The sequence below is a fragment of the Solimonas flava DSM 18980 genome (assembly GCF_000426685.1).
GTDB classification, from domain to species: Bacteria; Pseudomonadota; Gammaproteobacteria; order Nevskiales; family Nevskiaceae; genus Solimonas; species Solimonas flava.
The window spans coordinates 187786-200951 of the sequence record NZ_AUFV01000002.1 but is presented as its reverse complement, the minus strand read 5'-3'; the positions used below and the strand labels follow the sequence as shown (position 1 = coordinate 200951).

Sequence of the window (13166 nt, the reverse complement as noted above, 5' to 3'; positions counted from 1 at the left end):
CGATGCGGGACCTGACTATAATCGGGCGATCGATATCAGACCCATGCGATATTCTCGCCAATCGATACATAAAACGTATATGAGCACTTCCCGCTCCGTGCTGGCGCTGGTCAACCGCCTACGCTTCAAGCATCTGTCGCTGCTCGTTGCGCTCGACGAAACGGGCAACCTTCATCAGGCCGCCGCCGAGATCAACGTCGCGCAGCCGAGCGCGAGCCGCATGCTGGCCAACATCGAGGAAGCTTTCGGCTTCCTGCTGTTCGAGCGCCGCGCTCGCGGCCTGCATCCGACGCCGCTCGGTCAGGTGACGCTGGCCTATGCGCGCCGTACCCTCACCGATCTGCAGCGCTTCGCCGAAGGACTGGAGGTGAAGCGCCGGGGCGGCCACGGCCAGCTGACGGTCGGCGCGATCATGGGCGCGGCGCCGGATCTGCTGGCGATGGCCGTCGCCGACCTGAAGGCCGAGCGGCCGCTGCTGAACGTGCGCATTCTCGGCGAAACCAGCGACCAGATCGTCGAACTGCTGCAGCGCGGGCAGATCGACTTCGCGTTGGGCCGCTTCACGCATCCGCTGCAGCACAACGAATTCGACTTCGAACCGCTCGCCAACGAATCGATGCGGCTGATCGTCCGCGCAGGCCATCCGCTCGGCAGCCGGCACAGCCTGCGCCTCGCCGAGCTGATCGAGCTGCCGTGGGTCCTGCAGCCGCTGACGAGCCCGGCGCGCCGCCTGTTCGAAGAGGAACTGGCGCACGCGCGCCTGGCCTCGCCGGGCAACGTCGTCGAATGCGGCTCGATCTTCGCGACGCTGCAACTGGTGCAGAACAGCGACGCGATCGCGATGCTGCCGGAGCCGGTGGTGCGCGACCATCTGCGCGCCAAGCTGCTGGTGATGCTGCCGATCGAGATCGGCCGCAACCTCGAAGGCTTCGGGATTCTGACGCGCAAGCACGAGACCCTCGCCGAACCGGCGGAGCGCTTCGCGGCGCTGCTGCGCCAGTACTCGCAGACGCCGCGCGTCGCCGGCGGCGCGGCCACGGAAGCCTGACGCGAGTCCCCTGCGGCGGCGCGCCACCGTCGGCATTCCTGCGATCGATCGAAACGGCGCGACCGAGCCTCGTCGCGGCGCCCATGCGCGCGCATGCATCGTGTTTTGCTATCGACCGGAGCTTTTTTTCAATTGGATCGTCATCGATCGCTCGGCGATCATGCATCGTCACATCCGAATCACAAGCGGCACCGGAGGAATCGCATGAAGCTCGCACGCTACGGCCGGCCCGGACAGGAACGGCCCGCCCTGGTCGACGCGCAGGGACAGTTGCGGGACCTGTCGGCGCACGTGCCCGACATCGCCGGCGCGGCTCTGTTGCCCGACACGCTGGCGCGCCTGCGTGCGCTGGATCCGGCCAGCCTGCCGGCCGTGACCGGCACGCCGCGCTACGGCGCCTGCGTCGGCGGCGTCGGCAAGATCGTCTGCATCGGCCTCAACTACAGCGACCACGCCGCCGAATCGAACATGGCGATACCGACCGAACCGGTGCTGTTCATGAAACCGTCGAGCGCGATCGTCGGCCCGCACGACGACGTCGAGATTCCGCCGGGCGCCGAGAAGACCGACTGGGAAGTCGAGCTCGGCGTCGTCATCGGCAAGACCGCGAAGTACGTGCCGCCCGGGCTGGCCCTCGAGCACGTCGCCGGCTACTGCGTCGTCAACGACGTGTCCGAGCGCGCCTACCAGCTCGAGCGCGGCGGCCAGTGGGACAAGGGCAAGGGCTGCGATACGTTCGCGCCGCTCGGCCCCTGGCTCGTCACCCGCGACGAGATCGACGACGTGCAGAATCTCGACATGTTCCTCGAGGTCGACGGCCGCCGCTACCAGAGCGGCAACACGCGGACGATGATCTTCGACGTCGCCTATCTGGTCGCGTACGTCAGCCAGTTCATGAGCCTGCAGCCGGGCGACGTCATCTCGACCGGCACCCCGCCCGGGGTCGGTTTCGGCCAGCGCCCGCCGGTCTACCTCCGCGCCGGGCAGACGATGCGCCTCGGCATCGAAGGCCTCGGCGTCCAGCAGCAGCGCACCGTGCAGGCGCGACCGTGAACCGCATCGATCTCGAAGGCCGCGTCGCCGTCATCACTGGTGGCGCGCGCGGCATCGGCTACGCCACCGCCGAGCGCATGCTCGCTTCCGGCGCTGCGGTCTCGCTGTGGGACATCGACGCCGAGCGCCTGCAGCAGGCGCAGACGGCGCTCGCGCAGCCGCAGCGCGTCGCGATCCGGACCGTCGAGCTGACCGACGAACACGCCGTGGATGCCGCGGCGCAGGCGACGCGCGAGCGCTTCGGCAAGATCGATATCCTCGTCAACAACGCCGGCATCACCGGCGGCAACGGTCCGACCTGGGAACTCGATCCGGCCGTCTGGCGCCGCGTACTCGACGTCAACCTGATGGGCCCGGTGCTGACCGTGCGCGCGATCGTGCCGTCGATGCTGGCGAACGGCTACGGACGGATCGTCAACATCGCCTCGGTCGCCGGCAAGGAAGGCAATCCGAACGCATCCCATTACAGCGCGTCGAAGGCCGGCCTGATCGGCCTGACCAAGTCGCTCGGCAAGGAGCTGGCGACGAAGAACATTCTCGTCAACTGCATCACGCCGGCGACCGCCAACACCGAGATCCTCACGCAGATGAAGCCCGAGCACATCGAGTACATGCGCTCGCGCATCCCGATGGGCCGCCTCGGCGAGCCGCAGGAGACCGCGGCGATGATCTGCTGGCTGTCGAGCGAGGACTGCTCCTTCACGACGGCGAGCACCTTCGACATCTCTGGCGGCCGGACGACGTACTGACGCCCCCGCCATCGGAATCACTCTCGCAAGTTCAGGAAGCTCCTCGATGCGTTTGACGACCATCAAGCAGGTGCGCGCCTACGTCGTCCGCGGCGGCGGCGCCGACTACCACGACCAGGGCGACGGGCACTGGATCGACGACCATATCGCCACGCCGATGGCGCGCTATCCGGAGTATCGCCAGAGCCGGCAGAGCTTTGGCATCAACGTGCTCGGCACGCTGGTAGTGGAGATCGAGGCCAGCGACGGCACGGTCGGTTTCGCCGTGACGACCGGCGGCGAGCCGGCCGCCTACATCGTCGAGAAGCATCTGGCGCGCTTCGTCGAGGGCGCGCGCGTCGCCGAGATCGAGAAGATCTGGGATCAGATGTACTTCTCGACGCAGTACTACGGACGCAAGGGGCTCGTCGTCAATGCGATCTCCGGCGTCGATCTTGCGCTGTGGGACCTGCTCGGCAAGCTGCGCGGCGAACCGGTGCACCAGCTGCTCGGCGGCGCGGTGCGCCCGGAACTGCAGTTCTACGCGACCGGTGCCCGTCCCGACCTCGCCAGGAAGCTGGGCTTCATCGGCGGCAAGATGCCCCTGCATCATGGTCCGGCCGAGGGCGAGGAAGGCCTGAAGAAGAACATCGCCGAGCTCGCCGAGATGCGCGCCCGTGTCGGTGAGGATTTCTGGCTGATGTACGACTGCTGGATGAGCCTGGATCTCAACTACGCGATCAGGCTCGCGCAGCACGCCCACGCGCACGGCCTGAAGTGGATCGAGGAGGCGCTGTCGCCCGACGACTATTGGGGCTACGCCGAGCTCAAGCGTCAGGCGCCGCGCGGCATGCTGGTGACGACCGGCGAACACGAGGCGACGCGCTGGGGCTTTCGCATGCTGCTCGAGATGGGCTGCTGCGACATCATCCAGCCGGACGTCGGCTGGTGCGGCGGCCTGACCGAGCTGATCAAGATCTCGGCACTCGCCGACGCACGCGGAGCGCTGGTGATTCCGCATGGCTCGTCGGTCTACAGCTATCATTTTGTCATCACGCGCCACAACTCGCCGTTCGCCGAGTTTCTGATGATGGCGCCGAAGGCCGATGAAGTCGTGCCGATGTTCCATCCGCTGCTGCTCGACGAGCCGGTCCCGGTGAACGGACGGCTGAGCCTCGCCGCACTCGACAAGCCGGGTTTCGGCGTGCGCCTGAATCCGGCCTGCACCTTGCACCGGCCGTACCCGCGCTGAGCGCGCGCACGGCGCAGACCTGACCCCGCGGCACGCAGATCAGACGGGGACCACGGAGGAGATGCTGGTGAAACTGCTCGAGAACAAATCGGTCGTCGTGACCGGCGGATCACGCGGCATCGGCCGCGCGATCGCCGTCGAAGCGGCGCGCCATGGCGCCGACGTCGCCCTCAACTACTACCGCGACAACGACGCCGGCTACGGCCGGAAATCGGCGGTCGACAGCGTCGTTGACGAAATCGAGGCCCTCGGCCGTCGCGTCGTCGTGCTCGAAGGCGACGTCGCCGATCCGGCCACCGGCGCACAGCTGGTCGCGGCGGCGGTACAGGCCTTCGGCAAGATCGACGTGCTCGCCGCCAACGCCGGCATCTGTCCGTTCCATGCCTTCCTCGACATTCCGCTCGAAACGTTGCGGCGCACGATGGAGGTCAATCTGCACGGCGCGTTCTACGTCACGCAGGCGGTCGCGCGGCAGATGAAGGAACAGGGCCACGGCGGGGCGATCGTCGCGACCAGCTCGATCAGCGCGCTGGTCGGTGGCGGCATGCAGGCGCATTACACGCCGACCAAGGCCGGCCTCCACTCGCTGATGCAGTCCTGCGCGATCGCGCTCGGCCCATACGGCATCCGCTGCAACTCGGTGCTGCCCGGAACGATCGCGACCGACCTCAACGCCGATGATCTTTCGTCGCCAGAGAAGCTCGCGTACATGAAGGGACGCATTCCGCTCGGCCGACTCGGCCAGCCGGTCGACATCGCCAACGTCGTCGTCTTCCTCGCCTCCGAGATGGCGGCCTACGTCAACGGCGCCGCGCTGCTGGTCGACGGCGGTCTGTTCGTCAATCTGCAGTGAGTGCCGCGATGGAACGCATCCGCGCCCTGCGCATGCCGCCCGAACAGGCCGCGGCTGACGCATATCCCCGGCGCCGTGACAGCGGGACGCGCTTCGTGCCGCTGCACCTGCATCCCGGTCCTCGGCCGGCGAAGCGGTCATCGCGGCCGATGGCCCGTCTGCACTGAGCCGCCGCCCGGAGCCGTCGTGAAAATCGTCGATCCGCACGTCCATCTCTGGGATCTCGAGATCGTGCCGCTGCCGTGGCTGATGCCGGCCGGCGAGGCCTACTCCGGTGACAACCGCAAGCTGCCGCGTCGCTATACCGACCGCGAACTGCTGGCCGGCGCCGGCGACATCGAAGTCCTCAAGATCGTCAACGTCGAAGCCAATCCTAGCGACGCACTGGCGGAGACGCGCTGGCTGCAGTCGCTGGCCGCGCGCGACGGCTATCCGCAGGGCATCGTCGCAATGCTCGATCTGTCGCGGGACGACGCCGCCACGCAGCTTGCCGCACTCGCCGAAACGCCGAACCTGCGCGGCATCCGCCAGATTCTCAACGTACACGCCGACCCGCGCTACGACTACGTCGGCCGCCACTACCTGAACGAGCCGCAGTGGCGCGCCAACCTGCGCCTGCTGGCGCGATACGGATTGTCGTTCGACCTGCAGATCTATCCGTCACAGGCCACGCTCGCCGCCGACGTCGCCGCCGGCCACCCCGACACGCTGTTCATCCTCGACCACGCCGGCATGTGCGTCGACCGCGACCGGGCTGGCCAGCGCGAATGGCGCGAAGGACTGCGCCGGCTCGCCGCACGCGAAAACGTGGTCGCCAAGATCAGCGGCCTGGCGATGTTCGACCATCGCTGGACCTCCGCAAGCCTCCGTCCGTACGTGCTCGAAACGATCGAAGCCTTCGGCGCGTCGCGCTGTCTGTTCGCTTCGAACTTTCCGATCGACGGCCTGCATTCGAGCTACGGCGCGCTGTGGCACGCCTATGCCGAGATCGTCGCCGGCGCTTCGGCCAGCGAACGCGCGGCGCTGTTCGTCGGCAACGCCGAACGCTGTTACCGGATCTAGGGAGCGGTCCGCCGCCGGCGCTCCGGCGGCGACCGCCCCTCACGCATCATCCGAGGCGCGCGACCACGTATCGCACGCCCGCATCGTCAGCTGAGAGGAGCGACTCGTGGAAGTTCTGCTGGGCGTGTTCTATCACTTCGTCGGCGGTTTTGCGTCCGGCAGCTTCTACCTGCCGTACAAGAAGGTGCGCGGCTGGGCCTGGGAGAGCTACTGGATCGTCGGCGGTCTCTGCTCGTGGCTGATCGTGCCCTGGCTCGCGGCCTGGCTGACGATCGACGGCTTCGCCGCGATCATCGCCGCGACGCCCGCCGCGACGCTGTTCTGGACCTATCTGCTCGGCGTGCTCTGGGGCATCGGCGGCCTGACCTTCGGTCTGACGATGCGCTACCTCGGCCTGTCGCTCGGCATGTCGGTCGTGCTCGGCCTGTGCTCGGCGTTCGGGGCGCTGATCCCGCCGATCTTCCGCGATCTCGCCGGCGTCGATGGCGAGACCTTCACGCACATGCTGCATACGGCCGGCGGCCGCTGGGTGCTCGCCGGCGTGGTCGTCTGCCTGGCCGGCATCGCGATCTGCGGCAAGGCCGGGATGATGAAGGAAAACTCGCAGCCCGAAGCCGACAAGAAAGCCAGCATCGGCGAGTTCAATCTCACGCTCGGCCTCGCCGTTGCGATCATCTCCGGCGTGCTGTCGGCATGCTTCAACTTCGGCATCGAAGCCGGCCAGGCGATGGCCCGCGCCGCGGTCGCCGGCGGCGCCAATCCGCTGTTCCAGAACAATGTCGTCTTCGTCGTGCTGCTGTGGGGCGGGCTGACGAGCAATCTCATCTGGTGCGTGCTGCTGAACCTGCGCAATCGCAGCTGGCATGACTACGCGCGGCGCGGCGTGCCGCTCGCCGCCAATTACACGTTCTCGGCGCTGGCCGGAACGATCTGGTTCTTGCAGTTTTTCTTCTACGGCATGGGCGCCAGCAAGCTGAGCAACGGCGCCAGCTCGTGGATCCTGCACATGGCGTTCATCATCGTCATCGCCAACGCCTGGGGCTTATTGCTGCGGGAATGGAAGGGCAGCAGCCGCGCCACGCTGGCGACCGTGCTGCTCGGCATCGCCGTGATCCTTCTGTCGGTGCTGATCGTCGGTTACGGCAACGCGCTGCAGGCCGCGCCGGCACGCTGAGCGGCCGCGCCGCCGCTTTCAGCGGCGCAACACCTGCTCAGGCACCGAGCGCCGCGGCCTGGCGTGCGAGCGCGGTGATCGCCGGCCAGTCGCCGGCCTCGACCCGCGCCTTCGGCGCCAGCCACGAGCCGCCGATGCAATCGACGTTCGGCAGTGCCAGGAAGTCGCGCGCGTTCGCGGCGCTGATGCCGCCGGTCGGGCAGAAGCGCAGCTGCGGGAACGGCCCGGCGAGAGCCTTCAGCATCTCGACGCCGCCGGCCGGCACGGCCGGGAAGAACTTCACCGCCGAAAAACCCTCGCCGAGCGCGGCGACGATATCCGACGGCGTCATCACGCCCGGCAGGAACGGCAGGCCACCAGCGCGGACCGCGCGCAGCAGCGACGGCGTCGCGCCGGGGCTGACGCCGAAGCGCGCACCGGCCGCCTGCGCGTCGGCGAGGTCCTGCTCGTTGAGGATCGTGCCGGCGCCGACGATGGCTTCCGGGACCGCCGCGGCGATCTCGCGAATCGCCGCCAGCGCGACCGGCGTGCGCAGCGTCACCTCCAGCACGCGCACGCCGCCGTCGACCAGCGCGCGCGCCAGCGGCACCGCCGATTCCAGCCGGTCGATCACGATCACCGGCATCACCGGCCCCGCGTTCATCACTTCGGCGATCGTCGCCTGCTTGTTCATCTGTCTTTCCTTGAAGGAAGCGGCGCGCTAGAACGGCGCGCCCATGGCGGTGTTGAAGGAGATCGCGCCCTGTTCGGCGCCAGCGGCCTGCGCGCGCGCGTTGGCGAACAGTTCGCGGCCGAGGCCCCAGCCGTTGGTTTCGAGCGAGGGGTGCTCGACGGCGCGCGCGGCCAGCTCGGCGGCCCCGACCTTCACCTCGAGCACGCCGGTCTCGGCGTCGAGGCGGATCAGATCGCCGCTGCGCACGCGCGCCAGCGGCCCGCCGGCGAGGCATTCGGGCGTCACATGGATCGCCGCCGGCACCTTGCCGGACGCGCCGGACATGCGGCCGTCGGTGACGAGCGCAACGTGAAAGCCCTCGTCCTGCAGGCTGCCGAGCGCCGGCGTCAGCTTGTGCAGTTCCGGCATGCCGTTGGCGCGCGGGCCCTGGTAGCGGATCACGGCGACGAAATCGCGATGCAGTTCGCCGCGCTTGAACGCCTCCAGCATCTGGTCCTGGCCGTCGAAGACGATCGCCGGCGCCTCGACGATTCGATGCCCCGGCTTGACCGCCGAGACCTTGATGACTGCGCGACCGAGATTGCCCTGCAGCAGCTTGAGGCCACCGTCGGCGCTGAACGGTTCGGCGACGCCGCGCAGCACCTCGCGATCCAGGCTCGTGCGCGGCGCCGGCCGCCAGACGAGGCGATCGCCGTCGAGGAACGGCTCCTGCGTGTAGCGCGACAAGCCCGGACCGGCGACCGTCTGCACGTCCTCGTGCACGAGGCCGGCCTCGATCAGCTCGCGAACCAGGAAGCCCATGCCGCCGGCGGCGTGGAAGTGGTTCACGTCGGCGTCGCCGTTGGGATAGATGCGCGCCAGCAGCGGGACGATGGCGGACAGCGCGTCGAAGTCGCCCCAGTCGATCAGGATGCCGGCGGCGCGCGCGATCGCGACGAGGTGAATGGTGTGGTTGGTCGAGCCGCCGGTCGCGAGCAGCCCGACGATGCCGTTGACGATCGCGCGCTCGTCGACGATCTCGGCGATCGGTGTGTACTCGGCCTCGCGGCGGCCGTCGCGCAGGCTGCCCTGCGTCGTGATGGCGGCGGCGCGCTGCGCGGCGGCGCGCGTCAACGCGTCGCGCAGCGGCGTGTTTGGATTGACGAAGGCGGCGCCCGGCAGATGCAGGCCCATCAGCTCCATCAGCATCTGGTTGCTGTTGGCGGTGCCGTAGAACGTGCAGGTGCCGGGGCCGTGATACGACTTCATCTCCGATTCGAGCAGGGCCTCGCGGCCGACCTTGCCCTGCGCGTAAAGCTGCCGCGTCTTGGCCTTCTCGGCATTGGCGATGCCGCTGGTCATCGGCCCGGCCGGCACGAACAGCGTCGGCAGGTGGCCGAACTGCAGTGCGCCGATCAACAGCCCGGGCACGATCTTGTCGCAGACGCCGAGGCACAGCGCCGCGTCGAAGACTTTGTGTGAAAGCGCGACCGCGGTCGCCATCGCGATCACGTCGCGCGAGAACAGCGACAGCTCCATGCCGGTCTGGCCCTGCGTCACGCCGTCGCACATCGCCGGCACGCCGCCGGCGAACTGCGCGACCGCGCCGACCTCGCGCACCGCCGCCTTGATCAGCGCCGGGAACCGCTCGTACGGCTGGTGCGCCGACAGCATGTCGTTGTAGGCGGAGACGATCGCCAGATTCGGCCAGGCGTTCGCGCGCAACGCGTCCTTGTCGCCTTCGCCGGCGGCGGCGAACGAATGCGCGAGATTGGTACAGGAAATGCGGCCGCGCGCAGTGCCTTCCCGGCGCGCCGCCTCGACGTGCTGCAAATAGGCCGAGCGGCCCGGCCGGCTGCGGGAACGGATGCGCTCGGTGACTTCGGCGACCAGCGGATGCAGGCTCATGGCGTTTCCTCTTGCGGCGGCGCGGGGCCGCGCAGTTCATGCCCGGATTTGTATGAATACTACAAGACTCGCCGGGCGCGGGCCAGCCGCAGAACACCGCGTCGCAGCAGATTTCCTTGTGAATTTGCGATGACGGACCCGTGACCCGGGCGTGAAAGCCGCCGGCCGGAACTTCTCGCCGGCCGGCCGTTTATGTAGTATTCATACAAATCACGATCACCCCGGCCGCCCGGCGCGGCCTCGAGACGGAGCCGCCTCCCGCAGGCGCGACAGCGATGGCAGCACTCGGCGCATTCGATTTCATCCTTTTCGGCGGCAGCGGCGACCTGGCGATGCGCAAGCTGCTGCCGGCGCTCTATTACCGGCATCGCGACAGCGACAGCACCGAAGGCTGGTGCGTGCTCGGCATCGGCCGCCAGGCGATGACGCGCGAGGCCTACGTCGCGCTCGCGCTCGAACACTGTCGCCGGCATGTCGCCGCCAAGGACTTCAGCGACGAAGCCTGGGCCGCGTTCGCGACCTGCCTCGACTACGTGCGCCTCGATGCGCAGCAGCCGGGCGACTACGCGGCGCTCGCCGAGCGGCTCAAGGGCTGCGAGCAGCGCACCCGCGTGTTCTATCTGGCGACCGCGCCAAGTCTGTTCGCCGGCATCTCGGCGAATCTCGGTGCCGCGGCACTGGTGACGCCGCTGAGTCGCGTCGTGCTCGAGAAGCCGCTCGGCCGCGACCTCGCCTCGGCGCGCGCGATCAACGACGACGTCGGCCGCGTGTTCGCCGAACAGCAGATCTTCCGCATCGACCATTACCTCGGCAAGGAAACGGTCCAGAACCTGATCGCGCTGCGCTTCGGCAACGTGCTGTTCGAACCCCTGTGGAACCGCAGTTGGGTCCGCGACGTGCAGATCACGATCGCCGAGACGGTCGGCGTCGAAGGCCGCGGCGAGTTCTACGACTCGACCGGCGCGCTGCGCGACATGGTGCAGAACCACCTGCTGCAGCTGCTCTGCATCGTCGCGATGGAACCGCCGGCGAGCATCGATGCCGACATGGTGCGCGACGAAAAGCTCAAGGTGCTGCGCGCGCTGCGTCCGTTCGGCGTCGAGGAAGTGGCGAGCCGCACCGTGCGCGGCCAGTATCGCGCCGGCGCGATCGGCAACAAGCCGGTGCCCGGCTATCTGGAGGAAGACGGCATCCCGGCGTCGAGCCGCACCGAAACCTTCGTCGCGATCAAGGCCGAGCTCAACAACTGGCGCTGGGCCGGCGTGCCGTTCTATCTGCGCACCGGCAAGCGCATGCAGCAGCGCCTCGCCGAGATCGTCATCACCTTCCGCGGCGTGCCGCACCCGATCCTGCGTGCCACCTGCGGCGAGCCGGTCAACCGCCTGGTCATCAGCCTGCAGCCGAACGAGGGCCTGCGCCTCGACCTGATGGCGAAGATTCCCGGCCAGAGCATGGACATCCAGCCGATCTTCCTCGACGTCGCGCTCGCCGAGACCTATCGCACGCGGCAATGGGACGCGTACGAACGTCTGATCGTCGACGTCATCGAGGGCCGGCTGACGCTGTTCATGCGCCGCGACGAACAGGACGCGGCCTGGCAGTGGGTCGAGCCGATCATGAACGCCTGGGAGCGCAGCGGCCAGCCGCCGCGCTCGTATCCGGCCGGCACCTGGGGGCCGACCGCCGCGAGCGCGCTGATCGCGCGCGACGGCCTGGCCTGGCACGAGGAGAGCTGAAGCCGTGCCGGAACCGCAAGCGCTCGCCCTGCCCGCCACGGTCGTCCAGCACCTGCTGCCCGACGCCGACGCCGCGGCACGGGCGCTCGCCGGCTTCGTCGCCGACGCGCTGCGCGACGCGCTCGCCGCCCGCCAGTCGGCGCAGCTGCTGGTCTCCGGCGGCCGCAGTCCGCTGCCGTTCTTCGCCGCGCTGTCGCGGCAGCCGCTCGACTGGGCGCGCGTGCGCGTCGGCCTCGTCGACGAGCGCTGCGTCGCCGCCGACAGCGAAGACAGCAATGCCCGCGCGGTGCGTGCGCATCTGCTGCAGAACCTGGCGGCGTGCGCCGACTTCCAGCCGCTGTATGCGGCGCCGCTCGATGCGCAGGCCGCGGCCGACGCAGCCGACGCGCGCGTCGCGCAGTGGCCGCGACCGTTCGATGTCGTCGTGCTCGGCATGGGCGACGACGGCCATACCGCCTCGCTGTTCCCGCAGGCGCGCGGCACCGCAGCCGGCCTCGATCCGCAGACGCAGCGCAGCGTGGTCGCGACCTACCCGACGACCGCCGCGCACGCGCGCCTGACGCTGACGCGACGCGCGCTGCTCGGCACGCGCTGCCTGATCCTCGCGATCCAGGGCGAGCGCAAGCGCGCCGTGCTCGAAGCCGCGGCGCTGGGCGCCGAGACGGCGGCGCCGATCGCCGCGTTCGTGCACCAGCCGGTGCCGCCGCTGCAGCTGTTCTACAACCCATGAAGACACCGCCCCGCTTCAGCGCCGCCGTCGGCGAGCACCTGCAGAGCTCGCTGCTCGCCCGCATCGCGGCGACCCGCGAAACGCTGCGCAAGTCCGAACGCGCGGTCGCCGCATTCGTGCTCGCGCAGCCCGGCGAGGTGCTGCATCTGTCGATCGCCGAGCTCGCGCATCGCGCCGGCGTCAGCCAGCCGACGGTCGCGCGCTTCGCCGCCGCGCTCGGCTTCTCCGGCTACCGCGAGTTCAAGCTGCGTCTCGCGCAGAGCCTCGCCTCGGGCGTGCCCTTCGTGCATCAGGACGTCGGCCCGGACGACAGCCTGGAGCTGGTCGCACCGAAGGTCTTCGATCGCACGATCGGCGCCCTGCTCGACGTCCGCAATCATCTCGACGGCGGCGAACTGGCGCGTGCCGTCAAGCTGCTCGCCAAGGCACGGCGTCTCGATTTCTACGGCATCGGCAACTCCGGCATCGTCGCGCTCGACGGCCAGCACAAGTTCTTCCGCTACGGCACGCCCTGCGTCGCGTACATCGACACGCACACGATGCTGATGGCGGCGACCGTGCTCGGCCGCGGCGACGTGGTCGTGGCGATCTCGGCGACCGGCCGCACCACCGACATGCTGGCCGCCGTCGAGATCGCACGCGAATCGGGCGCCGGCGTCATCGCCATCACCGCCAGCGGCTCGCCGCTCGCGCAACTGGCGACCGTCACGCTCGCCGCCGACGTCGCCGAGGACCCCGACGTCTACACGCCGATGATCTCGCGCATCGCCCATCTGGCGATCCTCGACGTGCTCGCGGTCGGCACCGCACTCGCACTCGGCCCGGCGCTGCTCAAGCGTCTCGAACGCGGCAAGCAGACGCTGCGCGACAAGCGCGTGCACCGCCCGGAAGGCGAATAACCCGCCGTGCGCCGGGGCGCACGGCTTGCGGCAGCGGCGCCGCGCACCGAGAATCGACCGCTCCGAACACA

12 protein-coding genes are annotated in these 13166 nt (G+C 69.1%); 10 read left to right on the top strand and 2 right to left on the bottom strand.

From position 1 onward, the window contains the following. The first annotated feature begins 79 nt into the window (after positions 1–79). From K343_RS0103595 to rhaT, 7 genes are all read left to right on the top strand, one after another. On the top strand, positions 80–1048 hold the full coding sequence (locus tag K343_RS0103595; protein WP_028006890.1) for a LysR substrate-binding domain-containing protein: 969 nt from the start codon (positions 80–82) through the stop codon (positions 1046–1048). Between the two features lie 204 nt (positions 1049–1252). After that, entirely contained in the window at positions 1253–2101 is an 849-nt protein-coding gene (locus tag K343_RS0103590; protein WP_028006889.1) for a fumarylacetoacetate hydrolase family protein, read from the top strand. Continuing rightward, complete coding sequence (locus tag K343_RS0103585) at positions 2098–2850, top strand: SDR family NAD(P)-dependent oxidoreductase (protein WP_028006888.1); 753 nt, start codon at positions 2098–2100, stop codon at positions 2848–2850. Before K343_RS0103590 ends, K343_RS0103585 begins: the two co-directional genes overlap by 4 nt. A gap of 46 nt (positions 2851–2896) precedes the next feature. Further along, on the top strand, positions 2897–4081 hold the full coding sequence (rhmD, locus tag K343_RS0103580) for an L-rhamnonate dehydratase (RefSeq protein ID WP_028006887.1): 1185 nt from the start codon (positions 2897–2899) through the stop codon (positions 4079–4081). Positions 4082–4142: 61 nt separating this feature from the next. Beyond that, positions 4143–4934 (top strand): L-rhamnose 1-dehydrogenase Lra1, encoded by a 792-nt coding sequence (gene lra1, locus K343_RS0103575; RefSeq protein ID WP_043112098.1) that lies wholly within the window; start codon positions 4143–4145, stop codon positions 4932–4934. 186 nt (positions 4935–5120) lie between these two features. Continuing rightward, positions 5121–5996, top strand: a complete 876-nt coding sequence (locus tag K343_RS0103570) for an amidohydrolase family protein (protein ID WP_028006885.1) — start codon at positions 5121–5123, stop codon at positions 5994–5996. A gap of 106 nt (positions 5997–6102) precedes the next feature. Further along, positions 6103–7170 (top strand): L-rhamnose/proton symporter RhaT, encoded by a 1068-nt coding sequence (gene rhaT, locus K343_RS0103565; RefSeq protein ID WP_028006884.1) that lies wholly within the window; start codon positions 6103–6105, stop codon positions 7168–7170. A gap of 37 nt (positions 7171–7207) precedes the next feature. Here rhaT and K343_RS0103560 read toward each other — a convergent pair whose 3' ends face one another. Both K343_RS0103560 and edd read right to left on the bottom strand, forming a co-directional pair. Further along, entirely contained in the window at positions 7208–7843 is a 636-nt protein-coding gene (locus K343_RS0103560) for a bifunctional 4-hydroxy-2-oxoglutarate aldolase/2-dehydro-3-deoxy-phosphogluconate aldolase (protein ID WP_028006883.1), read from the bottom strand. A gap of 27 nt (positions 7844–7870) precedes the next feature. Next, positions 7871–9730: a phosphogluconate dehydratase gene (gene edd / locus K343_RS0103555; RefSeq protein WP_028006882.1), complete on the bottom strand. Its 1860-nt coding sequence runs from the start codon at positions 9728–9730 to the stop codon at positions 7871–7873. A 275-nt stretch (positions 9731–10005) separates the two neighbouring features. Between edd and zwf the strand changes: the two genes are divergently transcribed. The 3 genes from zwf to K343_RS0103540 are packed head-to-tail and all read left to right on the top strand — an operon-like array spanning position 10006 to position 13095. Continuing rightward, the gene (zwf, locus tag K343_RS0103550) at positions 10006–11466 is read left to right on the top strand and encodes a glucose-6-phosphate dehydrogenase (RefSeq protein ID WP_028006881.1); all 1461 of its coding nucleotides are present in this window, start codon (positions 10006–10008) and stop codon (positions 11464–11466) included. A gap of 4 nt (positions 11467–11470) precedes the next feature. After that, the gene (gene pgl, locus K343_RS0103545) at positions 11471–12196 is read left to right on the top strand and encodes a 6-phosphogluconolactonase (RefSeq protein WP_043112095.1); all 726 of its coding nucleotides are present in this window, start codon (positions 11471–11473) and stop codon (positions 12194–12196) included. Next, positions 12193–13095 (top strand): SIS domain-containing protein, encoded by a 903-nt coding sequence (locus K343_RS0103540; protein WP_020650195.1) that lies wholly within the window; start codon positions 12193–12195, stop codon positions 13093–13095. The genes pgl and K343_RS0103540 overlap by 4 nt, the downstream gene beginning before the upstream one ends. Positions 13096–13166: the final 71 nt, after the last annotated feature.

Excerpts from the sequence above, each read along its gene's own strand:
- K343_RS0103595 (WP_028006890.1), top strand. The coding sequence starts at position 80 with ATGAGCACTTCCCGCTCCGTGCTGGCGCTGGTCAACCGCCTACGCTTC.
- K343_RS0103590 (WP_028006889.1), top strand. The coding sequence starts at position 1,253 with ATGAAGCTCGCACGCTACGGCCGGCCCGGACAGGAACGGCCCGCCCTG.
- rhmD (WP_028006887.1), top strand. The coding sequence starts at position 2,897 with ATGCGTTTGACGACCATCAAGCAGGTGCGCGCCTACGTCGTCCGCGGC.
- lra1 (WP_043112098.1), top strand. The coding sequence starts at position 4,143 with ATGCTGGTGAAACTGCTCGAGAACAAATCGGTCGTCGTGACCGGCGGA.
- K343_RS0103560 (WP_028006883.1), bottom strand. The coding sequence starts at position 7,843 with ATGAACAAGCAGGCGACGATCGCCGAAGTGATGAACGCGGGGCCGGTG.
- edd (WP_028006882.1), bottom strand. The coding sequence starts at position 9,730 with ATGAGCCTGCATCCGCTGGTCGCCGAAGTCACCGAGCGCATCCGTTCC.
- zwf (WP_028006881.1), top strand. The coding sequence starts at position 10,006 with ATGGCAGCACTCGGCGCATTCGATTTCATCCTTTTCGGCGGCAGCGGC.
- K343_RS0103540 (WP_020650195.1), top strand. The coding sequence starts at position 12,193 with ATGAAGACACCGCCCCGCTTCAGCGCCGCCGTCGGCGAGCACCTGCAG.